The organism is Brevibacillus thermoruber 423 (assembly GCF_000454065.1).
Lineage (GTDB): Bacteria > Bacillota > Bacilli > Brevibacillales > Brevibacillaceae > Brevibacillus > Brevibacillus thermoruber.
The window spans coordinates 479,668-503,081 of the sequence record NZ_KE695652.1; the positions used below are offsets into that span (position 1 = coordinate 479,668).

Annotated in this window: 33 protein-coding genes; 29 read left to right on the forward strand and 4 right to left on the reverse strand. The window is 58.0% G+C overall.

Going from position 1 to position 23,414, the window contains the following annotated elements:
* Positions 1–44 precede the first annotated feature (44 nt).
* The 3 genes from M516_RS0116940 to M516_RS0116950 are packed head-to-tail and all read right to left on the reverse strand — an operon-like array spanning position 45 to position 3,126.
* Positions 45–1,031 carry an ABC transporter permease gene (locus M516_RS0116940; protein WP_051188265.1) on the reverse strand — a complete coding sequence of 329 codons (987 nt, stop codon included), beginning with the start codon at positions 1,029–1,031 and terminating at the stop codon, positions 45–47.
* Positions 1,018–1,968: an ABC transporter ATP-binding protein gene (locus M516_RS0116945; protein WP_029100177.1), complete on the reverse strand. Its 951-nt coding sequence runs from the start codon at positions 1,966–1,968 to the stop codon at positions 1,018–1,020. Before M516_RS0116945 ends, M516_RS0116940 begins: the two co-directional genes overlap by 14 nt.
* A 3-nt stretch (positions 1,969–1,971) precedes the next feature.
* The gene (locus tag M516_RS0116950) at positions 1,972–3,126 is read right to left on the reverse strand and encodes a COG1470 family protein (RefSeq protein WP_029100178.1); all 1,155 of its coding nucleotides are present in this window, start codon (positions 3,124–3,126) and stop codon (positions 1,972–1,974) included.
* A gap of 199 nt (positions 3,127–3,325) precedes the next feature.
* Between M516_RS0116950 and M516_RS23740 the strand changes: the two genes are divergently transcribed.
* The 18 genes from M516_RS23740 (at position 3,326) to M516_RS0117040 (ending at position 16,106) form a co-directional block, all read left to right on the forward strand.
* Positions 3,326–3,913 (forward strand): sigma-70 family RNA polymerase sigma factor, encoded by a 588-nt coding sequence (locus tag M516_RS23740; protein WP_029100179.1) that lies wholly within the window; start codon positions 3,326–3,328, stop codon positions 3,911–3,913.
* Positions 3,906–4,670, forward strand: a complete 765-nt coding sequence (locus tag M516_RS24410) for an anti-sigma factor domain-containing protein (protein WP_029100180.1) — start codon at positions 3,906–3,908, stop codon at positions 4,668–4,670. The genes M516_RS23740 and M516_RS24410 overlap by 8 nt, the downstream gene beginning before the upstream one ends.
* A 119-nt stretch (positions 4,671–4,789) precedes the next feature.
* On the forward strand, positions 4,790–5,128 hold the full coding sequence (locus M516_RS0116965; RefSeq protein ID WP_029100181.1) for a putative DNA-binding protein: 339 nt from the start codon (positions 4,790–4,792) through the stop codon (positions 5,126–5,128).
* Positions 5,129–5,138: 10 nt separating this feature from the next.
* Positions 5,139–6,548, forward strand: a complete 1,410-nt coding sequence (ffh, locus tag M516_RS0116970) for a signal recognition particle protein (protein WP_029100182.1) — start codon at positions 5,139–5,141, stop codon at positions 6,546–6,548.
* A 114-nt stretch (positions 6,549–6,662) separates the two neighbouring features.
* On the forward strand, positions 6,663–6,935 hold the full coding sequence (gene rpsP, locus M516_RS0116975) for a 30S ribosomal protein S16 (protein WP_029100183.1): 273 nt from the start codon (positions 6,663–6,665) through the stop codon (positions 6,933–6,935).
* A 23-nt stretch (positions 6,936–6,958) separates the two neighbouring features.
* A complete protein-coding gene (locus M516_RS0116980) occupies positions 6,959–7,186 on the forward strand; it encodes a KH domain-containing protein (RefSeq protein ID WP_029100184.1) in 228 nt (75 codons plus the stop codon).
* 64 nt (positions 7,187–7,250) lie between these two features.
* Entirely contained in the window at positions 7,251–7,667 is a 417-nt protein-coding gene (locus tag M516_RS0116985; RefSeq protein ID WP_029100185.1) for a YlqD family protein, read from the forward strand.
* A gap of 44 nt (positions 7,668–7,711) precedes the next feature.
* Positions 7,712–8,230, forward strand: a complete 519-nt coding sequence (rimM, locus tag M516_RS0116990; protein WP_029100186.1) for a ribosome maturation factor RimM — start codon at positions 7,712–7,714, stop codon at positions 8,228–8,230.
* Between the two features lie 13 nt (positions 8,231–8,243).
* Entirely contained in the window at positions 8,244–8,996 is a 753-nt protein-coding gene (gene trmD, locus M516_RS0116995) for a tRNA (guanosine(37)-N1)-methyltransferase TrmD (protein ID WP_029100187.1), read from the forward strand.
* A gap of 147 nt (positions 8,997–9,143) precedes the next feature.
* The gene (gene rplS, locus M516_RS0117000; RefSeq protein WP_029100188.1) at positions 9,144–9,491 is read left to right on the forward strand and encodes a 50S ribosomal protein L19; all 348 of its coding nucleotides are present in this window, start codon (positions 9,144–9,146) and stop codon (positions 9,489–9,491) included.
* Between the two features lie 129 nt (positions 9,492–9,620).
* Complete coding sequence (gene lepB / locus M516_RS0117005; RefSeq protein WP_029100189.1) at positions 9,621–10,178, forward strand: signal peptidase I; 558 nt, start codon at positions 9,621–9,623, stop codon at positions 10,176–10,178.
* A 40-nt stretch (positions 10,179–10,218) separates the two neighbouring features.
* A complete protein-coding gene (gene ylqF / locus M516_RS0117010) occupies positions 10,219–11,109 on the forward strand; it encodes a ribosome biogenesis GTPase YlqF (protein WP_029100190.1) in 891 nt (296 codons plus the stop codon).
* A 92-nt stretch (positions 11,110–11,201) separates the two neighbouring features.
* Positions 11,202–11,978, forward strand: a complete 777-nt coding sequence (locus M516_RS0117015) for a ribonuclease HII (RefSeq protein WP_029100191.1) — start codon at positions 11,202–11,204, stop codon at positions 11,976–11,978.
* Between the two features lie 39 nt (positions 11,979–12,017).
* Positions 12,018–14,000 carry a hypothetical protein gene (locus tag M516_RS0117020; RefSeq protein WP_029100192.1) on the forward strand — a complete coding sequence of 661 codons (1,983 nt, stop codon included), beginning with the start codon at positions 12,018–12,020 and terminating at the stop codon, positions 13,998–14,000.
* Positions 13,997–14,290, forward strand: a complete 294-nt coding sequence (locus tag M516_RS0117025; protein WP_029100193.1) for an EscU/YscU/HrcU family type III secretion system export apparatus switch protein — start codon at positions 13,997–13,999, stop codon at positions 14,288–14,290. The genes M516_RS0117020 and M516_RS0117025 overlap by 4 nt, the downstream gene beginning before the upstream one ends.
* The gene (locus M516_RS0117030) at positions 14,287–14,646 is read left to right on the forward strand and encodes a YraN family protein (RefSeq protein WP_029100194.1); all 360 of its coding nucleotides are present in this window, start codon (positions 14,287–14,289) and stop codon (positions 14,644–14,646) included. Before M516_RS0117025 ends, M516_RS0117030 begins: the two co-directional genes overlap by 4 nt.
* A gap of 251 nt (positions 14,647–14,897) precedes the next feature.
* Entirely contained in the window at positions 14,898–15,581 is a 684-nt protein-coding gene (locus M516_RS23750; RefSeq protein WP_081656577.1) for a magnesium chelatase domain-containing protein, read from the forward strand.
* Positions 15,582–15,674: 93 nt separating this feature from the next.
* Positions 15,675–16,106, forward strand: coding sequence for a hypothetical protein (locus M516_RS0117040; protein ID WP_029100195.1), 432 nt, complete (start codon positions 15,675–15,677; stop codon positions 16,104–16,106).
* A 166-nt stretch (positions 16,107–16,272) separates the two neighbouring features.
* On the opposite strand, the gene M516_RS0117045 is transcribed toward M516_RS0117040, so the two are convergent.
* Complete coding sequence (locus tag M516_RS0117045) at positions 16,273–16,500, reverse strand: helix-turn-helix domain-containing protein (RefSeq protein WP_035289975.1); 228 nt, start codon at positions 16,498–16,500, stop codon at positions 16,273–16,275.
* A gap of 269 nt (positions 16,501–16,769) precedes the next feature.
* On the opposite strand from M516_RS0117045, the gene M516_RS0117055 reads away from it, so the two are divergent.
* The 11 genes from M516_RS0117055 (at position 16,770) to M516_RS0117105 (ending at position 23,394) form a co-directional block, all read left to right on the forward strand.
* Positions 16,770–17,204, forward strand: coding sequence for an F-BAR domain-containing protein (locus M516_RS0117055; RefSeq protein ID WP_029100197.1), 435 nt, complete (start codon positions 16,770–16,772; stop codon positions 17,202–17,204).
* Positions 17,201–17,413, forward strand: a complete 213-nt coding sequence (locus M516_RS0117060; protein ID WP_029100198.1) for a hypothetical protein — start codon at positions 17,201–17,203, stop codon at positions 17,411–17,413. The genes M516_RS0117055 and M516_RS0117060 overlap by 4 nt, the downstream gene beginning before the upstream one ends.
* Positions 17,410–17,748, forward strand: coding sequence for a hypothetical protein (locus M516_RS0117065; protein WP_029100199.1), 339 nt, complete (start codon positions 17,410–17,412; stop codon positions 17,746–17,748). The genes M516_RS0117060 and M516_RS0117065 overlap by 4 nt, the downstream gene beginning before the upstream one ends.
* Positions 17,749–17,812: 64 nt before the next feature.
* Positions 17,813–18,094, forward strand: coding sequence for a hypothetical protein (locus tag M516_RS0117070; protein WP_029100200.1), 282 nt, complete (start codon positions 17,813–17,815; stop codon positions 18,092–18,094).
* A gap of 57 nt (positions 18,095–18,151) precedes the next feature.
* Positions 18,152–18,523: an HNH endonuclease gene (locus tag M516_RS23755; RefSeq protein WP_193746987.1), complete on the forward strand. Its 372-nt coding sequence runs from the start codon at positions 18,152–18,154 to the stop codon at positions 18,521–18,523.
* On the forward strand, positions 18,520–19,035 hold the full coding sequence (locus M516_RS0117080) for an RNA polymerase sigma factor (protein WP_029100201.1): 516 nt from the start codon (positions 18,520–18,522) through the stop codon (positions 19,033–19,035). The genes M516_RS23755 and M516_RS0117080 overlap by 4 nt, the downstream gene beginning before the upstream one ends.
* A 1,094-nt stretch (positions 19,036–20,129) precedes the next feature.
* Positions 20,130–20,366: a helix-turn-helix domain-containing protein gene (locus M516_RS23760; protein WP_035289978.1), complete on the forward strand. Its 237-nt coding sequence runs from the start codon at positions 20,130–20,132 to the stop codon at positions 20,364–20,366.
* Between the two features lie 53 nt (positions 20,367–20,419).
* Positions 20,420–21,229, forward strand: coding sequence for a phage antirepressor KilAC domain-containing protein (locus tag M516_RS23765; RefSeq protein WP_081656579.1), 810 nt, complete (start codon positions 20,420–20,422; stop codon positions 21,227–21,229).
* Positions 21,230–21,348: 119 nt separating this feature from the next.
* Positions 21,349–21,897 (forward strand): hypothetical protein, encoded by a 549-nt coding sequence (locus tag M516_RS0117095; RefSeq protein ID WP_029100202.1) that lies wholly within the window; start codon positions 21,349–21,351, stop codon positions 21,895–21,897.
* Entirely contained in the window at positions 21,894–22,805 is a 912-nt protein-coding gene (locus tag M516_RS0117100) for a hypothetical protein (protein WP_029100203.1), read from the forward strand. The genes M516_RS0117095 and M516_RS0117100 overlap by 4 nt, the downstream gene beginning before the upstream one ends.
* A gap of 100 nt (positions 22,806–22,905) precedes the next feature.
* Positions 22,906–23,394, forward strand: a complete 489-nt coding sequence (locus M516_RS0117105) for a hypothetical protein (RefSeq protein ID WP_029100204.1) — start codon at positions 22,906–22,908, stop codon at positions 23,392–23,394.
* Positions 23,395–23,414: the final 20 nt, after the last annotated feature.

A 23,414-nucleotide genomic window follows, 5' to 3' on the forward strand; every position in this document is an offset into this window, starting at 1 on the left:
AGCCCTTGCATGGCCTGTCGGCAGCAGCAAGGGCTTCTTGCCTGTTAGTTGCGGCTGCGAACCTCCTGCCGCATGAACAAAACGTACGAGGCGGCAAAACAAACGGCTGTAGCCGCAAGCAGTCCCGTTACCTGCGGCCAGACCAGAAGCAGGCTTTGGCCGAACGGAAGCGGACTGGGAATCGCTCCGTAAATCTGTTCCATCGTCAGAGGCCCCAGGCTGCGGACGGATGGCGTCAGCATCGTCGTGGTGGCCTCGCTGAACAACTGGCTCGGCGACAGGCGGGAGAGGTTTAGAATAAACTGCTGATGGGACAGCACGTTCTCCGGCGTCTGGGCGGCCGGTGCGGTGGCGGCGGCCGTCAGGTTGACCAGCAGCGGAAAAAAGACGCTGAAGAACAGCCAGACCGCAATCCCCGCCAGCGCGGAAGTGGCGGCCTGGCGAAAGCGGGTGGAAAACAGGATGCTCACGCTCAGCCAAAAGGCCACGTACAGCACGCTCAGCGCCAGGAAGAAGACCATGCGCCCCAGTTCTTCCGGCGTGGGCGGAATGCCGATGGCGATCAGTCCAAGCCCCATGACGAGGAATCCCAGGGCAAACAGCAGGACGCTGATGACGATGAGCGCCGCGACAAATTTGGCGTTGATCACGGTGTCGCGGTGCAGCGGCTGGGACAACAGCCGGCTCAGCGTGCCTTTGTTGCGCTCCGAACTGATGGCGTCAAAGCCCATCCCGATTCCCAACAGCGGGCCGAGGAAGCTGACAAAGGTGATAAACGGCGGCAGCGTGCCGTCCGAGATCGTGAACAGCTTCAAAAACAGGAAGGATGCGCCGCCGTCCTGTTTGGGCACCGCCTCCCGGATCGTCGACAGGGCGGTGTACAGCGACCCGATGCAGGTCAGGACCAGAATCGACACCAGGATGACAAAGCGCCAGCTTCGCAGGTGGTCGGCCATCTCCTTGTGCACCATCACCCAAAACGGGTGGAGAGATTCCGCGCGGGGACGAACAAACCGGTCAAACACGGACATCCCCCCCTTCGAAATAGCGATGATAGATTTCGTCCAGCCCGTACGCTTTGGTGTTCAGGCGGTGGAGAGCGGCGCCGGATTGGATGGCCAGCCGGGCGATCTCGGGGGCCGCGTCCGTCCTGCAGGAGAGGAGCAGCGTCCCGTCCTGCCGACGCTCGACGCGAATCACCGGTTCCAGCCTAGCCAACTGCTCCACCAGTTCCTCGCTGACCGGTCGCACATCGGCTTCGATCAGGATCGGCTCGTCGGCAAACAGTTGGGCCGACAGTTGGGCCAGGTTGCCTTCCGCCAGCAGTCTGCCCGCCACGAACAGGCCGACGCGGTCGCAGATTTGCTGCACCTGGTGCAGATGGTGGGAGGAGAGCAGGACGGTAATCCCCTCGTCTCTGCTCAGCCGCTGGATCAGGTGCAGAAAGTCGCGGACGCCCTCCGGGTCAAGGCCCAGCGTCGGCTCGTCGAGGATGATCACTTCGGGCTGTTTCATCAGGACGTCGGCCAGCCCCAGCCGCTGCCTCATCCCCCGGGAAAACGTTCCCGCCCGTTTGTGGCCGTGTTCGCTCAGGCCGACGCGCTCCAGCAACCGGAGCGCCCGCTCTCTTCCCGTCTCGTCGGGAATGCCGTTCAGCCGCGCCGTGTAGAGCAGGTTTTCCAGGCCGCTCATGTCGTCGTAGAAGCCCACGTCGTCCGGCAGGTACCCCACTTTTCGCTTGACGGCCAGCGGGTCGCGCGTCGGGTCGTGGCCCGCCACCCGGACGGTGCCCGACGTCGGTTCCGTCAACCCCAGCATCATCAGGATCGTCGTCGATTTCCCCGCGCCGTTCGGCCCCAACAGGCCGAAGATTTCGCCGCGGCGGATGGTCAGGGTCAAGTTGTCAACCGCTTTGAACCCGCCGTACTCTTTCGTCAGGGCAGACAGCGTAATGACGTCTTCCGCCATGTGTTACCGCCTCCCGTAGGTGCGGAACAGGTAGGTGACACCACCCGCGACGGCGAGGATTACCAGTACGCCCAACCAGCCCCACAGCACCGACGTTTCGACGGCGACGCGAAACTCCGCATCCGCGGAGGCCTCCGGCGCGGTGGCGCTGACATTGACGACGTAGTCTCCGGCGATTGCCTTGCTGTCTGTCTTGATCGTGGCGGTCACGTCCGTCTTCTGTCCCGCTGCCAGTTTGTCGATCCGCTTCGGTTCAAAGGTCACCTCCCAGTTGACGGGCGTGCTTGCGGAGAGTTCCACGTTGCGCAGATCGGCCGTCCCGGTGTTGGTCACCTTCAATTGCAGCGTCCGCGTGCCGCCGGCGGTGACGTCCGTGCTTAACACGCCGGTCGGGGTGCTGACTTCCAGGCCGTAGGTGCCTGTAATCACCGCTTCCAGCTCCAATTGGGCGGAGGTGGAGGAGGTGGCCGCCTTCACCGGGATTTTGTACGATCCCGATTTCACTTTTTTCGGCGGACGGATTTCGACGTCGATGTCCTTCGAGCCGTTGGCGTCCACCTGCACAGACGTGACCGCCTTGCCGTCCGCCTTGAACTGCACGTCCCAACCTTCCGGCGCTTGCGCCGTCAGGGAGTAGAGCTGCTTTTGCGCAGTCCGGTTGCGCAGGGTGGCGCTGTATTGAAACTGGGAGTCCGCGGGTCCCTCCATGTTCGGCTGCTCGCTGGTCAGCTCCGTCTTGAACGAGCCCTGCTGCGAGACGGTGACGGTCAGCGGCAGGACCGCTTTCCCCTTGGCGCTCAGCTCGAAGCGGTAGGTCCCCTTGTTCACGTCGAGCGGGACGTCCACCTGCAGGGTGACGGAGCGGGAGTCCTTGGGCTTGACGGCGATCGTCTGCACGCTCCACCCGTCGGCGGTGATTTCCGATTCCCACTTGGCCGGCAGATGTTCCACCTCAAGCTCCGCGCTTTCGATGGCGCTTCCGTTGTTGATCAGATCGACGTTGTACTGGATGGACTCACCCGGCGTCACCGTGATGGCGGGATACGGCGTGTACAGGCTCAACGCTCCCGCGGCGTCGGCCCGGGCAGAGGCGGCCGCGGCGAGGCCGAGGGCCAGCGCCAGTCCCAGCGCCCACTGCCGGTTCCACTTGCGCTTCATGATGTCAATTCCCCCTTTATCGTTGATAGTTGGTTTCACCCCGTATACGCGGAAGCATGCGCGGTTGGATTTGTCGGCGTCCAAAAAATTTTCGGGAGGTCCCGGACAGCGGGAATGGTGCTGATCCCAATTGCGCATTCGCGCCTTTTTTGTTACAAGAAAATTGGGAAAGAGGCATCGGCAAAGGGGGAGGAAGGGCGTGTCGGAACAGAACCTGGAAGGGGAGCGCCTGCTCAGGGAAATGGGACGCGGCTCGCGGGCGGCGTTTGAAGCCTTTTACGAACGGTACGCCGCTTTTGTCTACCGCGTCGCCCTGCGGATGCTGCACGATCCGATGGAGGCAGAGGACTTGTGTCACGACATTTTTCTCGAAGCCTACCGGACGGCGGCGCAGTACGACCGGCAGCGGGGAAGCGTCGAGGCGTGGCTCGCGGTAAAGACCAAGTCGCGCTGCATGGACCGTCTGCGCAGGACCCAGGCCAAACAGCAGCGGGAACAGGCGGCGGACCCCCACCCGCTGCAGGGCGACTCGGTGGAAGAAACGGTGTTGGCAAAGCTGGAACGGGAAACGGTGCGGAACGTGCTGAACGGGATTCCCGAGCCGCAGCGGCAGGCGGTCTACGGGGCCTATTTTCAGGCGAAAACCCATCGGGAACTGGCGGACATCATGGCCCGGCCGATCGGAACGGTCAAGTCGCTGATTCGCTACGGACTGCACAACCTGCGCAAGCAGTTGGCGGAGACGGGATGGTACGGAAGCGGCAAGGGAGGCGATAAGCGTGAGTGACAAGCATTGCGGCGTAAACGAAGAAGACGTGATCGACCTGGTTCTCGGCAAACTCTCCGCCGGGCGCAGCGAGGAACTGGCGCGGCATCTGCATCGCTGTTCCCGCTGTTCGGCTCTGCACCGCGAGTGGTCGGCGATTCTGGACGGAAGCGGCGGAGCCGGAGAACCCGCTGAACTTCATGCGCCTGCGCGGAGAACGGAGCCTTCACCCCGTCTGAAAACGCGGCTGCTTCGCTCCATCGATGCGCGCAGCCGGCGGCCGCGGCGGCGTCGTGCGGCGGTCCTGTCCTCGGCGGCGGCCTGCGTCCTGCTGGCGGCCCTGGCTCTGGTCCCGCTGCGAGGAGACGTCATGGACCGGGCGGAGCCGGCCCCCGTCTTCCACGGTGAACCCGCCACGTCCCTGTTCCTCAGGCAGAACCGGATCGTCAACGACCCCAAAACGGTGCTGCATCAAGCGGTGCCCGTGATGCGGACCAACGTCAGGGGATACGTCTGGATCAACGACATGTCCAACGAGCTGCTGATCCTGGCGGAAGGACTGGACCCGCTGGAAGAGAAGGATTATCAGGTCTGGTTCATCATCGGAGACAGCAGGGCAAACGCAGGTGTGTTACAATGGAAGGGACGGATGGCGCACTTGTATGTCCACGACGGAGACATTCGCCGGGTCAAGAACATCGCCGTCAGCATCGAACCGAAAGGGGGCAGTTTTTCCCCCACCGGTCCGGAGGCGATGTTCGTGAACATTCGTCCGTAAACTGTGTCAATAAAAAACCTTGACAGTGCATGGAGAATTGGGTAGTATAGTTATCGTGCTGTAAAGGAGAATCACTTTACAGGACATAATCGAGTACCTCTCAGCAAAGGATTGGTTTCATGCTGGAGAAGACCAATCAGGTAAATCTCTTGTTCGACTTTTACGCGCCGCTCTTGAAAGGCAAGCAGCGGGAATATCTGGAGCTGTACTATCTGGATGATTTGTCGCTGGGAGAAATTGCCGAGATGCACGAAGTGAGCAGACAGGCGGTGTACGACCACATCAAGCGGGCGGAGCGGCAGTTGTTTGAGTACGAGGAAAAACTGCTGTTGGCCGCCAAGCACGAACAGCGCCAGGCTCTCTTGGAACGCATCGGGCGGATCGTGGAAGAGCTCGCGGACAGCGAGGCAAGAGAGGAACTGCAAGCTTTGCTCCACCAACTGTCGGAGATGGATTAGGAGGGCTCGCATGGCATTTGAAAACTTGACCAGTCGGCTGCAGAACGCGTTTGACAAACTGCGCGGCAGAGGCAAGATCGACGAAACCGTCGTCAACGAAGCGATGCGCGAAGTTCGTCTGGCCCTGCTGGAAGCCGACGTCAACTTTAAAGTCGTCAAAGACTTTATCGCGCGCGTCAAGGAGCGCGCCGTCGGGCAAGAGGTGCTGAAAAGCCTGACGCCCGGCCAGATGGTCATCAAGATCGTCAACGAAGAGCTGATCGAACTGATGGGCGGACACGTCGCCCAGTTGGCCGTTGCCAACCGGCCGCCGACCGTCGTGATGATGGCGGGGCTGCAGGGTGCCGGTAAGACGACCACGACCGGAAAACTGGCCAAGTATCTGCAAAAGCAGAACCGCAAACCGCTCCTGGTGGCGGCGGACATCTACCGTCCGGCGGCGATCAAGCAGCTGCAGGTGCTGGGCGAACAGTTGAACGTTCCGGTTTTCTCCCTCGGCGACCAGGTCAGTCCGGTGGAGATCGCCAGACAAGCGATTGAGCACGCCAAAGAGAACCATCTCGACTACGTGCTGATCGATACCGCCGGCCGGCTCCACATCGACGAAGCGCTGATGGAAGAGCTGAAGCAGGTTCGTGACGTGGCCAAACCGGATGAGATTCTGCTCGTCGTCGACGCGATGACCGGTCAGGACGCCGTCAACGTGGCGGAAAGCTTCAACAGCCAGCTCGAGCTGACAGGCGTGGTACTCACCAAGCTGGACGGCGACACGCGCGGCGGTGCCGCGTTGTCCGTCAAGGCCGTCACCGGCAAGCCGATCAAGTTTGCGGCGATGGGCGAAAAGCTGGACGCGCTGGAGCCGTTCCATCCGGACCGGATGGCGTCGCGCATTCTCGGGATGGGCGACGTGCTCAGCCTGATCGAAAAGGCGCAGGCGGCGGTTGACGAGGAAAAGGCGCGGGAAATGGAGAAGCAGATGCGTCAAGGGGAGTTCACCTTTGACATGTTTCTCGAATCCATGCAGCAGCTGCGCAACCTGGGCCCGTTTGAAGACATTCTCGGCATGCTGCCGGGCATGAACAAGATGAAGGGCCAGCTCAAGGTGGACGAAAAGCAGATTGCCCGCGTCGAAGCGATCGTCAAGTCGATGACGAAAGCGGAGAGGGCCAACCCCGAGCTGCTGAACGCCAGCCGGCGCAAGCGGATCGCGGCCGGAAGCGGCACGTCGATCCAGGAAGTGAACCGGTTCATCAAGCAGTTTGAAGAAATGAAGAAGATGATGAAACAGTTCACCGGCGTGGCCGACAAGATGAAAAAGAAGGCGAAGAAAAAAGGCTTTGGCCTTCCCTTTCTGGGCAAGGGCGGCGGCAATCCGGGAGGCATGAACTTCCCGTTCAACTTCAAGCCCCCGTTCAAGTGATCTCGTATGATCTCTTCGCGCCCTGCTCCGGCAGGTGACGCGATGGTTCAGATAAAAGAGATGCCAACGCGACGAGTTGACCGTTGCGTTGATCCATACAGGAGGTGAAACAGCATGGCAGTAAAAATCCGTCTGAAGCGCATGGGTTCCAAGAAAGCGCCGTTCTACCGCGTAGTAGTGGCTGACTCCCGTTCTCCGCGCGACGGCCGTTTCATCGAGGAAATCGGTTACTACAACCCGGTTGCACAACCGGCTGTGGTGAAGATCGATACCGAAAAAGCGGTGAAATGGATCCTGAACGGTGCAGCTCCGACTGACACGGTTCGCAACCTGCTGTCCAAAGCAGGCGTTCTGGCGAAAGTACACGAAACGAAATTCGGCAAGTAAGCCGGTCATCCGGAGGTCCGATGATGAAAGCACTGGTCGAAACGATCGCAAAGGCTCTCGTCGATCATCCTGATGACGTTCGTGTAAACGCTGTGGAAAAAGAGCGCACACTCGTCTACGAACTGTCGGTGCACCCCGATGACATGGGGAAGATCATCGGCAGACAGGGACGAATTGCCAAGGCGCTGCGCTCCGTCGTGATCGCCGCCTCCGTCCATACGGATAAGCGGGTCACGGTTGAGATTGTCTGAGAAAAAGGCTGGGAGCTGTCCCAGTCTTTTTTGATGCAGGCGGCCTTCGAGAGGAGTGACGGACGTGCTTACCATTTTGCGTACGGTTCAGGTGAAGGTGATCATGACGGAAGCCTCCCGCGCCGCATTGGTGGAACAGTACCGCCAACAGATCCGGCGGCGGCAGGAAGAGTGGGAGCAGTGGCAGTTTCAGGCCAAAAAACTGCTCGCGGACGCCCGCAAGCGGTCGCCCGAGGCGCTGCAGTTGGTGCAGGAGCGGATCGCCCGGGAGGAACGGCAGCGCAAGGAAAAGCTGGAGCAGCTCCAGTTTCAACTGCGGCAGGCGGAAAACCTGCCGGAGGGCAGCGAGATTGAATATGCGACCGTGCAGAGTCCCGTCCAGATTCGCGTCGGAGATGTGTGGGATGAAATCATGTCCGGAACGGAAATCATGGTAAAGGACGGACGGATTCACGAGATTCGGCAAACGCCCCGCGAATAGTCGATGCTCCCGTACATCATCCCCACGAAAGGAGGAGAAGGCGCGTGAGCCAAACGCGTTACTACACCGTGGGAAAACTGGTCAACACCCACGGGCTGCGGGGGGAGGTCAAGGTGATTTCGACCACCGACTTCCCCGACGAGCGCTTCCGCAAAGGGAGCGAACTGTTTCTGTTTCATCCGTCGCTGGCGGAGCCGCTGAAGCTGAAGGTGGCCTCCCGCCGTTCCCACAAGGGGTTTGAACTCATCAGCTTCCAGGGCTACCCGTCGATCAACGACGTGGAAAAGTTCAAGGGCGGCGAGCTGAAGATTCCCGAAGAAGCGCTGATGGAGCTGGAGGAGGACGAGTATTACATCCACCAGTTGGTCGGCTGCCAGGTATTCACCGACGAGGGGGAAGAACTGGGCAGGATCGTCGACGTGCTGCAGCCTGGCGCGAACGATGTGTGGGTGGTAAAAGGAAAGCGCGGCGAAATTCTGCTGCCGTTTATCGACGACTGCATCAAGGAAGTGGACATCGCCGGCAAGCGGGTCGTCTGCCACCTGATGGAAGGCCTGCTGTGAAGGGGGACGGATCGTGAAAATCGACATTTTGACGCTCTTCCCCGAGATGTTTGACGGCGTCCTCAACAGCAGCATCCTGGGGAAAGCGCAGGAGAAGGGCATCGTCCGGTTTCAGGTGATCAACTTTCGCGATTACTCCGAAAGCAAGCACGGCACCGTTGACGATACGCCCTACGGCGGGGGAGGCGGCATGGTGCTGAAGCCGGAGCCGATCTTTCGCGCCGTGGAGTCCGTGGCCGGCGACGTGAAGCCGCGGGTGATCCTGATGTGTCCCCAGGGCCGGCCGTACAACCAAAAGCTGGCTGAGGAGCTGGCCCGGGAGGAGCATCTCGTCTTCATCTGCGGCCACTACGAAGGATACGACGAACGCATCCGCCAATACCTCGTCACGGACGAAATCTCGATCGGCGACTACGTGCTGACCGGCGGCGAGCTCGCGGCGATGGTGGTGATCGACAGCATCGTCCGGCTGCAGCCGGGGGCGCTGGGCAATCAGGCGTCCGCGGAGAAGGATTCGTTTACCACCGGGCTGCTGGAGTATCCGCACTACACCCGTCCGGCGGAGTTTCGCGGGTGGAAGGTGCCGGACATCCTGCTCTCCGGTCACCACGCCAATATCGAGCGCTGGCGGCTGAAGGAATCGCTGCGCAGGACCAGGGAGCGCAGGCCTGATCTGCTGGAAAAGATCGAGCTGCCCGATGAGTGGAAAGCACTTCTGGCCGAGCTGGAGGAAGAGGAAAAAAATTCGGGTTCCGGACCGGAATAGCTCTTGTGGATTCATGTCCGGTGTGTTAATATACTTCTTGTGGCAATTTTGCCCGCTGACTAAGGCGGTCCGCTACCCGGATCTCAGCGCGAAGCTGAGTCTTGTGAGGACGGGTAAGAACGTCTGAGCGGAAGGAGGGAATTGAGGATGAACCAAGTGATCCGTGAATTGGAAAAAGAGCAAATGAAACAGGACATTCCTGCGTTCCGGCCTGGTGACACGGTTCGTGTTCACGTAAAGGTTATCGAGGGTCAGCGCGAGCGTATTCAGCTGTTTGAAGGCGTTGTGATCCGTCGTCGCGGCACGGGTGTAAGCGAAACGTTCACCGTTCGTAAGGTTTCTTACGGCGTAGGCGTTGAGCGTACGTTCCCGCTGCACACGCCGAAGATCGACAAGATCGAGGTTGTGCGCCGCGGTAAAGTTCGTCGCGCGAAGCTGTACTACCTGCGCGATCGCGTGGGGAAAGCAGCCCGCATCAAGGAAATTCGCAAATAATCACATGTTTTGCATACAAAGGGGGTCTGGTCTGCTTGCCAGGCCTCTTTTTCCCATTATTCCATTCAAACACGGACGCGTTCCCTGAACCGGGCGTCCACCAAGGCACAATGCGGGAGGATCGGACCCATGAGCGAAGAAGTTACCTCCAGCCGCGCCAAAAACGAGACGTGGGAATGGATCAAGGCGCTCGGCATAGCCATCGCGTTAGCATTTCTCATCCGTACCTTCCTGTTCGCCCCGTTCATCGTCGAAGGCGAATCCATGGAATCGACGTTACATAACAACGAAAAACTGGTGGTCAACAAGGCGGTCTACCACCTGACGCAGCCGAAGCGCGGCGACATCATCGTGTTTCACGCCGAAGAAAGCCGCGATTACATCAAGCGGGTCATCGCGGTCGCGGGAGATACGGTGGAGGTGCGCAACGACCAACTGCTGATCAACGGGAAGCCGGTGGACGAGCCGTACCTGGCCAAAAACCGGGAAGAGGCGGCGAAACTGGGCGTTCCGCTGACCAACGATTTTGGACCGATCCAAGTGGGAGAAGGCGAGATTTTCGTGCTTGGGGACAACCGCCTGAACAGCCACGACAGCCGGGCGATCGGCCCGATCAGCCTGGACAGGGTCGTGGGACGGGCGGAATTCGTCTTCTGGCCGCTCTCCCAGATCCGCCTGGCCCGCTGACGACCTCCCTTTATCACACACCCGAGGCAGGTGAGACATCATGACGATTCAGTGGTTCCCTGGCCACATGGCAAAGGCCCGCAGACAAGTTACGGAGAAACTGAAGCAGATTGACGTGGTGATCGAACTGCTGGACGCCCGTCTCCCGCTTTCCAGCCGCAACCCGATGATTGACGAGATCATCAGCGGAAAGCCCCGGCTGATCCTGCTCAACAAGGCCGATCTGGCCGACAGCCAGGTGACGGACGAGTGGATCAGCTACTTTCGCGAACAGGGCATCCGCACCCTGCCGATTGACGCGCTGAGCGGGAAAGGTGTGGGCAAACTGCCGGAGATGTGCCGGGAACTGGCGGGCGAGATGCTGGCCAAGCGGGCGGAGAAGGGCATGCAGGCCCGCGCCGTGCGGATCATGATCCTCGGCATCCCCAACGTCGGCAAGTCGTCCCTGATCAACCGGCTGGCGAAGCGTTCCGTGGCGCAGACGGGAGACCGTCCCGCGGTGACGAAAGCCCAGCAGTGGGTGAAAATGGGCGACACGCTCGAGTTGTTGGATACCCCCGGCATCCTCTGGCCCAAGTTTGAAGATCAAATGGTGGGACTGCGGCTGGCGGCGAGCGGGGCGATCAAGGACGAGCTGATCGATTTTACCGACGTGGCCCTGTTCGCCATCAGCTACATGATGCATTACTACCCGGAGCGGCTGCAGGAGCGGTTCAAACTGCAAACGCTCCCGAGCGACCGGGTGGAGATGCTGGAGGAGATCGGGAAAAAGCGGGGATGCCTGGCATCCCGCGGAGAGATCGACTACGACAAGGCGGCCGAGCTGTTCCTGCGCGACCTGCGCTCGGGTAAGCTGGGGCCTGTCTCCCTGGAGCGCCCCGCCGATTGGGAGATGGAGGAGCCGATCGGAAAGCCGCCCTCTCTGTCCTGAAGGAGATCGGGAAAACCTGTCTATCCACGCCGGATAGGCGGGTTTTTCCGTTCAGGCGGACACATTTTGGATACATAAGGAGAAAGCCGTCAATGAATCTCGCGGAACTGTCGATAAAGGAAATACGGGAGCTCATCGAAAAAATGGACGAGATCCCCAAAGATTTTTTACAATGGTTGCGGCAGGACAGCCGAAAAGGCGTACAGGAATTGGCGCGCCAGCTCGAGGGCGCAATGGCCCGGCAGGCCAGGCTGGCGGAACAGTGGGAAGCGATGACGCAGGTGGAGCGCGCGCTGCGGGAGGAAGGCCACGTGCATCTCTTCGGGATCGACGAAGTGGGCCGCGGCCCGCTGGCAGGCCCGGTCGTCGCCTGTGCCGTCTGCCTGCCGGCCGATTTTTACCTGCCGGGGCTGAACGATTCGAAGAAATTGCCCGCATCGGTACGGGAAGGATTTTATGAAGTCATCAGACGGGACGCGCTGGCAGTCGGCATCGGAATCGTGTCCGCCGAGCGGATCGACGAGATCAACATCCTGGAGGCGACGCGCGAAGCGATGCGGTTGGCGATCCAGGATGCGGCGATCGAACCGGACGTATGCCTGATCGATGCCGTACAGCTTCCCGATCTGCCCTGCAAACAACTGCCGATCATCGGCGGGGACGGCAAGAGCGTCTCCATCGCCGCCGCCTCGGTCGTCGCCAAGGTGACGCGCGACCGGCTGATGGCGGAATACGCCGTACAGTATCCCCAATACGGCTTTGACAAAAATGCCGGCTACGGGACGGCGGAACACCTGGCCGCCCTTCAGCGGTACGGCCCGTCGCCGATTCACCGGCGGACGTTTACAGGGGTGAAGGAGCGGGCCTGAGAAGCGTTCCCGTCCGGGTTACAAAGGAGGAGGTTTCCCATGTTTTCCCCCTCGCAATTGGTACAGTCGCTCGTTCAACGCGCCAACGTCTCCGCGCCCAAGCCGGTCGAGCTCACGCCGGGCCAGGTCTTTACCGGCACCGTGCTGAGAACGTACCCCGACAGCATGGCGTTGGTCCAGATCGGCGGCATGCAGGTCCAGGCCAGGCTGGAGGCCAATCTGGAAGCGGGACAGAAAGCGTGGCTGCAGGTACAGCCGTCTGCCGGAGTGGTAACGCTGAAAGTGCTGGGCACGACGCGGGACGGAGGAGCGGCGGACGCGTCGCTGGAAGGGCTGATCCGCTCCCTGGGCCTCAACGACACGAAGGAGAACAGGGCGATCGTGCAGGAGCTGGTGCAGGCCAGGCTGCCGGTTACCCGCGAGACGGTGCAGGCGTTTGCCGCCATCGCGCAGCGCCTGGGCATGAGCAAGGAGACCGTCGACGCTTTTCTTCTCGCGGCAAAACGAAACCTGCCGCTGACGCCTGACGTCGTGGCCGGGCTGCGTACCTTTTTGTCGAAACAGCCGATCAGTCAGGCGATTCAGGCATTTTTGCAGCAGGCGGAGCAGTTTTTGCAGACGCACGGGGAGCGTGCGGGAGGACAGGCCAGCCGAAACGGATCGGCTGCCGCGTCCTTCGCAACGTCCCCTTCGGCACCCGCTGCCGCTCCGCTCCTCACCCTGGTCGGCCAGTTAAAACAGGCGGTGGCCGGTTTGGCGGTGCTGCTGCCCGATCACCAGGGAACGGACGACCGGATGTCCCATGGCGAAAACGGTCAGCCTTCCGCAGGGACAGCGAATGCGGCCGGGACAAACGGAAAGGCGCAAGCACCGCTTCCGTCCTCCGCAGCGGCGGGTGCCCTTCGGCTGGAAACGTCTCCCCATGCGATGACCGCGGCCACCGGCACCAGCGGGTCAAACGGAATGGATGCTCCTCGGCAGGGGATGACGGCTGCTTCAGACGGTACCTTAACCGGGGCCACCCCTTTGGGCAGCGGGACAGCGAAGATGGGGGAGGCGCTGGCGCCGAATGGCCGACAGCAAGGCGTTCCGCTTGCAGGCAGCAGCGGTCTGCCCGTTGGAGGAACCGCTGCTGATTCAGCGTCAACCCGTAACGGGGGGCAGACGCCTCAGGCAGCCACGTCCGGTCCGCACGGTACGGGAACGCCGAACACCGCTGCAGCGACGACGGTCAACGGCGCAACGAGTGTGGCAAATCCGGCCTCGACCAATCAGGCAGCCGGAAGCAGCCACTTGTCTGTTCCGTCTCCGGCAGCCGGCGGTACGACCGGGGCAAATGCAGCGGCTCATGCACAGGCGGCTTCTGCGCATGGCCATCCGATTCAGGAGCTGTTTCAGCGCCTGGGGCTTGGGCACGAGCGGGATCTGATGAGCCGTGCGCTGGCCCACGGGATGGATGCCGCTGCCCAGCGGCAGTTGGACAGCGTGAAAGCGCTGCTGCTGCAGCTTTCCCAAGAGACGGCCAACGCCGTTCCCGCCGCGCTTCGCGACACGGCGGACGCGCTGCTTCAGCACATCACCGGACAGCAGTTGATGCTGGTGCAGCCCTCCAGTCAGACGCTGTCGCAGGTGGTCATGCAGATTCCCATCCGCACGCAGCAGGGGGATGAGACGGCGTATGTGCAGATTGAAGCCAAGAAGCGCGGGGGAGGCGAACTGGACCCGGAGAACTGCCGCCTGTTTTTCCATCTCGAACTGAACGAGCTCGGCACGACGATGGTCGACGTGGCCATCGTCAACCGGATCGTCAGCGTCCAGCTCTTCAACAACACGCCGTGGGTGGAGGCGCTGGCCCAGGAAATGAAAGAGGGATTTGCCCGCCAGCTCCATGAAGCGGGATACCAATTGTCCGGACTCCGGGTGCAGGGAATTCCGGACAGCCAGCCCCAGGCGGCGGCTGCCGCCACGGGAAGCAGAACCGGGTTCCTGGCCGATTACAAGGGAGTGGACATTCGCGTATGAACAACGCCTCCGATGCGAATGTGAAGCGCAAACAGGCGGTCGCCCTCCGCTACCAGGCCAAAACGATGGAAGCGCCCGTCGTCGTGGCCAAAGGAAAAGGATATGTGGCGGAAAACATCCTGAAAACCGCAAAGGAAAACGGCATCCCTGTTCAGGAGGACCCGTCGCTGGTGGAGGTGTTGGGCAAATTGGACCTCAACCAGCAGATCCCGCCCGAGCTGTACCAGGTGGTGGCGGAAGTGCTTGCGTTTGTCTACCGCCTCGACAAGGGAGGGCGAAACAAGCGATGAGCCGCGGACGGCGCGCGCTGGGGCAGCGCGGCGAACAGATGGCCGAACTGTTTTTGCAGCAAAAAGGGTACCGCGTCCTGGAACGGAATGTGCGCACGCGGCAGGGAGAAATCGACCTGATCGCCCGGGACGGTGATGTTCTCGTATTCGTGGAGGTGCGAACGCGGACGGGCACGGCGTACGGCACGGCGGCCGAGTCGGTTACGTGGCGAAAGCAGCGAAAATTGCGGGAACTGGCCCTCGCGTACCTGCAGAATCGCGCTAAACCGGTGCCCCGTTTTCGCTTTGACGTTGTGGCGATCTGCTGCCGCCCGGACCAATCGCCGGAGATCGAACACATCGTCCACGCCTTTTAACGCAAAAACGGGCGCCAAATCGGCCGCCCACTGGGGATATGTCTACAGCAGATGCCTGTTGGGCGGCGTAGAATGTAGTGTACTCGACGCGATGAAACTCCTCCAAGCACCATCACTTGGCCTTCCGGCTTGCGCTGGAAGGCGTTTTTTTGTGCACGGCACGGTGTTTCCCGCCGATTTTCTTGCGGCAGGATGCTGTCTTTTCGTACGGTTGAGGTAAGGAACGGGAGATGTAGTCGGGGGGAAGCCATATGTATGCACGCAGTTTTGCCGGTACCGTCTACGGTATCGACGGGATGCTGGTTGCGGTGGAAACGGACATCGCCAACGGATTGCCCCAGTTCGATCTGGTCGGGTTGGGCGGCTCAGCCGTGAAGGAAGCGCGCGACCGGGTGAGAGCGGCGCTGCGCAATGGCGGGTTTGATTATCCGATGCAGCGGATTACGGTCAATCTGGCTCCGGCCGACCTGCGCAAGGAGGGGTCGGGGTTTGACCTGGCCATCGCGATCGGCATTTTGCAGGCCTCCAAACAAATACCGCCGCGCCCGGAAGCCGTGCTGGTGCTCGGCGAACTGGCGCTGGACGGGGCGCTGCGCCCGGTTTCCGGCGTGCTGCCCATCTTGCTGGAAGCCAGGAAGCAGGGGTTTACCCATGTGATCCTGCCGGAGGAAAACGCCGCGGAAGCGCGCCTGGTGGACATCTGCGTGCTTCCGGCCCCCAATCTGGCTGCCGCCATCGGGTACTGGACGCGGGGATTGGAGCCGCCTGCCGCCGAATCTCGCCGCGACCCTCAAAAAAGGTCCGTGCAGGCGCAGATGAACCATTCGGACTTCGCCCATGTCTGCGGGCAGACGTTTGTAAAACGAGGGTTGGAAGTGGCGGCCGCCGGATTTCATAACGTGCTAAGAATGTGGTACAAAATCCTGGTAGTATAGTGTTGTTTTTTTTTCCACGAATTGAGGTGCTCTGATAGGAATTCCTTCCATTTTTCCGTATAATGGGACTAAGGAAGCAGGAGGGATTTTGTGATGAAGAGAATGGTGTTTGCATTAATGATGTCGGCAGTGTTGGTCGGTTGTTCCGAGGAGACAAACAAAACGCTTAGTGCGGAAGAACAGCTCGCACTCCAGTACGTTGAACAGTTTCAAAATGGCAAGGACGTAGCTGTCAAAAAGAAATTTTTGGAGGAACACGTTCACGAGGATACTAAGCCGCTTATGTCGATCGCGGTAAACGCTCCGTCTGCGGACGACGCTGTACTTCATGATGTGCAGGTAGTCGGATCGACCGACTATGAAAAGAGCGGCAAGAAAGGAAAGACTGTGCTGATTCGAGGAAAGAACAACAAAGACGAGGCGGTCGAGGAAATATTCATCTTCATCGACGGCAAATTCGCGTGGGGAGTTACGGAGGCATCCGATAAAAACACGTTTCAGCAGCTTCGCTCGAAATTTGAATAAATTGTAAAGGACCGTCTTTCCTTCATCGCGAAGGAGGGGCGGTCTTTTTTTGCGCTCGTAAGGCCGATTTTACGGCCGCCCTAGCGCGTTTCAATCCGGGGAAGGGAAACGTACCACCCTTCTGCTTGGACGCGAAAAAGCCGTTCCCTTGCGTGTGGGAGCGGCCTTATTTTTTATTCGGGATATATTCGAGTATATCTTGCAGGGTTACTTCGCGCCCGGTCATTTCGTTGAGTGTTTCCAGTATCTTATCAAACGTATCGAGGTCAATTCGCTTCGTTTTGTTATCGCACATTTCGTAAACAGCATTAGGTCTTACTTTTGCTTCACGAGCTAACGCTCCGCGGGTTATTCCGTGTTCTTCAATGAATCCGAGCAGCTTAAAGCGTATCATTACTATCCACCTCTCGTTAATTATACAACAAGTAGTTGTTAAAGTATATGCGGTAAATTTTTCGTGATTACCAGTTGACGTTTAACGTTAAACGATATAGAATGGTCATAGGTAACGAAAAACGATAAACGAAAAATAATAAACGATTTATGAATTGGAGGTATTCGAATGAAACCCGCAAACAACTGGACCGCGCAGGTCACGACGTTTTCCGAACTCATCATCGCGATCTCCGCCCTGGTAGAGGCGATAAAGGCGGTGATTCATCCGTGAGCACGCCGCAACTCCCCGACCTGTCCACGATGACAACCGTCGAAGCCATCGTTTGGTACACGCGAGAGGTCGCTCGTGTCTCCGCGATCAAACCGGGAACACCCGGCAGTCACTCCGCAATAAAACCGGGAGAACCCGGTCGTCACCTCGCGACCAAGCCGGGAACAACCGACCGTACCGAATATACGCAGGCGCTCCTCGCGTGGAAACGCGCGCTAAACGAGCGGATCGAACTCGAACGCGAATACGCCGCCAAACTCCGCGAAATCTGCCGGTATGCCGGGTTTCGTAACGCGGGCAACTGGTTCGGCCTAACATACCGGTCCCTGCGATTTGACCGGTTATTGGCCGCGCCAGACCAACGACTGCGGCGGGTGGCTCTCCGTAATGCCTGGCGTGAGTTTGCGAGCGAAGGGGGACGTCCGCTATGACCGAAATCACCGCCGCCGAACGCGCCTTCATCGACCTTATTCGCCACGACAGTCTCACGATAAACACCGTGATCGGGTACACGCGATACCACGGCAAGGCGCTCCGGGATCGGGCGACCGCGGATTACGAGCGCACCGACGCCGACCGTTTGCTCAAGTTCGCGGCCGCCCTGGAAGCGGCAGCCAACGATTGGAGGGCGCACCTATGACCCGATTCCCCCGCATCACCATCCGCCTGTCAGCGGACTTCGAGCGCGAATTTGGCCCCGAGCGCTTTCCCGGCGTTCTCATCGAACCAGGGATCGCGGCCTACATCGTTGACGGCGAGGAGCTCGCGTTCCTGGGCGTCGTCGAAACGGACAAGCCGGGGGAGTACCGGCAGGACACCGGACACGCATTCGTCGGTTACACGGACGACGAAGCGGACATCGCGAAAGTGGTCGATGCTTTACGCGCAATGACCGGGTGGGACCTGCTCATTCGCTATTTCGTCCGCGGTGACCAGGCGGCCGACTTCGACTTTGTAACGGACTTTGCTCGATGAACCGTAATGGGGAGGGCAGTACGTTAAATAAACAGAAAATTCTGAATAAGAGGAGAGGATTTCAATGGCATTTGTCCCGTACAATTTCGGCCCTAAGAAGAAGCGCGGTATCCCGGTAAGAAACGCGCTAACATTCCCGGTTGGCTGGCGTAAAACCATCGTTGGTTGGGTAAATCTGCGCCTTATTGATTGCGCCGACAAAACGGTTATCAACCTGTCCCCGGAGCAATTCGCTGCCCTTGTACCGGAAGCGTCAGCCGATGCGGTTTCCGGAGTCGTGTACCTGACCGCGAACCGTGTCGAGGAACTCGGCTTTCGGATCGCGAGGGAGGAAGTGATTGCATGAAACGCCGCCGATCGCTCCGGCTCGTCGCTGTGGCTGAACGGGAAGGGGATGTGTCCTATGTCCGTCCAACTCGCCCATAACGCGAAAATCCGAATCATTCCGCATCAGAAATCTAAGGTCCGCTGGATCAATTGGATTGACCGCGAACTAGCCGTAAGGTTCGTCGAGGAAGGTGCTGCCGTCATCAAAAATCCGCGCACCATCGTCAAGCTACATACCAGAGGCGAACTGAAACGGCTTGTCCTCGAACGTGACCGCTATACTTGCCGGTATTGCGGACGCTTCGGGAACACGATCGATCACGTCGTACCGCGGTCCAAGGGAGGTCGATCAACGCCGGGTAATCTCGTTTGTGCCTGCCGTAAATGCAACGAGGCAAAGGCAGATATGGATTTAACCGAATTTTTAGCTAGGAGGGCAGCACAATGACCGAAACCATCGAAAAGCTCGTTAGTCGTTACCAACAGACCGGGGACCCCGATCTATTCCGTCAGATTTACGACCAGGTAAGACCGGTTTTCGCGCGAAGAAGGTACACCGACATGTGGGCGGTACAGAATAACGGTCACGAGCTGGCCGCGCTCTATGACGATGCGCTCCTACACGCCGTGAACACATTCTCGTACGGTTCGTTTCTTGCGTATCTCGGGGCAATCATTAAGTGGTGGCGCGCTTCCGCATATCAGAGGAATAAACGGCGGCCGCTTCCCGTCGACATTGACGAGCTGTACAGAAACGTCAGCCCCATCCGTAGCCATGAGGACACCGTAATCGCGCGCATGACGCTCGACCAAATCCGTGGGCTAGACGGAGTGGTCGACGATGTACTGCGCCTCATGGCGGAGGGAATGTCGATGTCGCGCGCCGCCAAGACGTTGGGAGTCCACCACGTAATCGTACGACGGAAACTGAACTGCATCCGCCGCGCGATGGAGGCGTAACCCTCCGCCCGATGAACCGGCGTGTACCGCCAAGCGCGCCGGGGAGGGCAATCGTCCGCGTCCCGTCCGTACGGCGCCAAACGTACGGGAACGGTTAGGCTGGCGCGGAGGGTGTAAGCAGTATTTACACCCATTTCGCATCCGTCCGCGAGTAGCGCCAACTGCTCGCGACTCACCGGATGCCAGCCGTGGGCCTTCCGTACTGTTACCGGTCGCGCCAACGAACCAGTAACGGAACGCCATGCGGAAGGCCTTCGCCACACGGCGGATTTGCTTGTCTGATATGGTATACGAATGGATGCACGAGAGGTTTCGGGGCTGGCGTTATTTTTTTTGTGCGAAACGAAAAATCACTCTGTACTTTATTGTAGGATGTGCGAACAGAAAATTTTACGAAGAAGTGTGCGAAATCGAGCTTCGTACGTTTAACGGAGTAGATATGAAAGAAAAGTTAACTCCTAGGTGTACAAAATCGAAACTCGGTTGTTAGAAGAAGCATAAGGTGCGCGAAATCCTCGGTCAGCACCGGTATATGGAGTGAGGGGGATGGTTGCGAAAAGACGATCTGCTGAACGTTTGGGTAATCGTGAGACGTCTCACGATAAAGTGAAAGGTGTGCGAAGTTGAAAAGGACTCGTATATAACGGATAGATGCGCAAGACCACGTTGAAAACTGTCCGAAAACAATTTTCGCGTGAATAAGTGAGTAGGAGGTGCACCAATTCTGCGGATCGGATGTGCTCTAAAAAGTAGAGGCGGTGATGTCCCAAAAATTCAATTTGACGTGCGTATAGAAAATGAGGGGCCGATGTACCAAAATCGAGGGTCCGATGCCCTTATATATAGTAGAGGAGGTGATGCACCATGTGAGCGCGAGCAACCGGTCGTCTGTCGCGAGAGCCGCGGGTAAACAAACGATTGTAAGTCGATTGTATCGCGAAGAGAGAAACGAAACAAGAGCGCCGCTGACGTGAAGAGTTGGCGGCCAATCCGTTTATTTCGTCGTCAAATGACGACTTTTGGGGCGTTTTTTATCCTTAATTGAGGGAAGGACTTTTTGTGCCCTCCCAATACACGAACAAGGGGGAGATACGATGACCATTACCAGCGAAACCATCCGCAAAATCCGGCGTGTCCACGGTCTGACTCATCGGAAGATGGCGGAGAAGCTCGGAGTACACCATCGATTGGTCCAATTCATGGAATCGGGGGAACGCGCCGTCTCCCGCAAGACCGAACGGGCGGTGATCGAAGCATTCGGGCTGACACCGGAAAAGCTTGCGCGGATCGAGGCTGCTTATGATGAGTTCCATTCGGCAGATGTTGTGTAAAGCAAGGTGCGCACCAAGCACCCTGTCTGAAATCGAATTGAGGAGGATGTCGAATGAATAGTCTGCAAAAAATGTTCGCTTTTGAGGGCAAAGAGGTCCGTGTGATTATGCAGGATGGCGAGCCTAGGTTTGTCGCGAAGGATGTCTGCGATGTGCTGGAGATTGGGAACAGCCGCATGGCGCTAGAGCGCTTGAGTCCCAGCCAAAAGGGTGTAAGTAGTATTGACACCCCTGGAGGAGTGCAGCAGATGTCCGTAATTAACGAAGCCGGACTATACAAACTCATTTTTACCTCACGTAAGCCGGAAGCACAAAAGTTCGCCGATTGGGTTGCCGAAGAAGTGTTGCCTACGATTCGCAAGACCGGCGGCTACGTCGCGAACGAGGACTTGTTCATTGCGACTTACCTCCCCCATGCGGATGAATCCACGAAACTTCTGTTCCGGGCAACTCTCGAAACCGTCCGCAAGCAGAACGAAAAGATCGCGGTCATGGAGCCCAAGGCCGAAATGTTCGACGTGTTTCTGTCCGCCGAAAATACGCAGACTATTTCGGACGTTGCGAAGTCTCTCGACGAGGGGCCACGCAAACTACTTTGGTTCCTACGTGATCAGAAAGTACTAATGCAGCGGGGAGGCGACTACGTTCCCTACCAACAATACATCGACCGCGGATACTTTGAGGTTGTACAGAGACCGGTCGACACCGGAAGATCGGTGATCAACCGAAAGGAAACGCGCGTTACCCCGAAGGGTGTCGAGTTTATTGCGAGACTCCTCAAGAGTCCGAAACAGGTGGCGAGTGGGCAACCGGTAGCGGCCGCCAGATCGGTAACTCTCCGCTTAAATCCCCGTGCTCACTAACGGATTGACTAGCGGCACCTACGGGAGTTTGCTGTCACCGTTTTTGTATATACAAATATCCCACATGAAATAAACGTGTGTACAATAACACTGCGTCGTATTGATGAGATTACAAAAATGTGGCGGTGATTGAGTTGTCTATACAGACTGAAATCATTAGGCGATTTCTGAACGGTTCGACTATGAATGCAATACAGAGAGGTCTCGGAGTTGACCAAAAGACCATCCTTCGAGTCCTGTCTGAAAACGTAGCAACTAGAGAGGTGCTTAAAGATTACTTGGAAAAACACGAGCGCGGCGAGTTTGTAATGTTCTTTTACAGCAGTAAGCCGGGTAGAAGTAAGCTAAGTCCAGAAAAACAACGTAAGATTAGGCAAATAAGAATATCCGACGAGGAAATGGAGCGACTTGGTAATCCTTCAACTACACGGATGCGGGAAATGCTTCTGAAATATAGGCAAATTGAAGACTTTCTAAGCTACTTAGACAGAAATGGAGTAAACCTTTTTCCGGAAGAGATTTTCCATAGCCGACTAAACCCTAATGATGAATTTTGGAAAGACCACTTTTATGGAAGAAACCACAAAGTTTTGGAGGAACTCGCTAGAAGTCCGCGCCTGTGGGAACAAGCGGTGTCTAAAATGATCGGGAAGGAGGATTCAGAATGAGCTGCGATTTCAAAACGTTGGTTGCCGCATATCAAGAGCACGGCGACGAGACCGTCATTGAGCGGATATACGACTACCTCGATTCCGACCTGCACATCGAGACAAAGCGCCATGTCGCCGCAGATGGGACCGTAACCCTGCTGGATGAGTCCGATCCGGCCAAGTATATCGCCTATTCAATCGGCGCGATGATGCACCGAATTTTAAAATCCGGGCGTTATCAACACAATCTCGATGAGGAGGACCTCTACTGGTACTCGAAACACTTGCGCGAGTTTGGGTACCCGCCCCTTACTCCGGACGATAACTTCGCGGTTCTGTTCGACCATTACGATGAAATCCGGCAGATCATGGATAACAAAGCGTTCCTTGAGATGTTATATTTCGTGGAGCAATATCAGCATTACATGCGGGACCTATCGGCGTTATCCGCGATGAAACGAAGTGCCCTCGAACGCGCCCTCTCCTCGGTTGACGTTTCGCGCAGCGAACGGGAAATGGTCGCGTACATTAACCGGGTGTTCCGTACGGAGATACGACGCCAGCAAATGGAGAGAGACGGGGTTGTCCGGTTGCGGACCGAAAATGGGTCGGTCTATGTATCTCCGCGATACGCCGACCCCTGGCGGATGATCTTTGAAAGTGAAGCTGTCGGGACAGAACGCGAACGCATCCGGGAAAGCCTGACCGCGTCGCAAGCGGACCTTGTTGACCGTATCGACTCGATCATTTCGGAGGACCTCCGGAAAGGCGTCCGGTACCTCGCGAAGAACTACCGAGTCGATGAGTACGGCGTTGTCTCGATGAAAAACCGGTACATTGCCGAGCGGCTCGGAATGGAGGAGTCCAACTTGCGTAAGAGGCTGAAAGCGATCCGCCGGAAGGCAAATTTTAACGGGAAGTCCTAACCTGAAACATTCCCATTTTTCCCTATAATTTAATAATGAAGAACAGTTGGTGCGGTAAAGCGGCCTTGGGCCGTAGATTCAAATCGAAGGAGGAAATTACTTGACAGTTACCGCCGGGAAAATCAACACGGGCTCCCTCGGATTTTGGTTTGGGCAGTTTGAACGAGGAACCCCGGACAGAACTAAGCTATCCAGCTTCGTGGATAGGTTGATGAAAAATAACCTAACCATGAGCGAAAAGGCTTTCTACTCCGAGAGCCTTGTTGGTTACTATGAGCAAGTTACCGGTGACTGCATTAAAGGTACCCCGGAGTTCCAGAAGCTGTTTGAATGGATACGCGAAGGGTACGATCCTGGTGTTTATGTTTTCTATTCGGATGCGGAGCTACAACGGCTTAGGAAGAAGTACGAGCCGAAAAGTATCGAGCAGAGGGACGAGGTTCCCGAGAAGTATCGTCTGAATGGGCGAAGGAAGAAGTGCTTTGCCCATGATATAAACTTCGACTACGAGAAGAGGGAAAAGCCCACAACGCTCGAAGCTCAAAGACTAAACTTCAAGCCACCAAAACCAGGGGAGAACTTCGCCTAAGCACTCATTCAAATAAAATT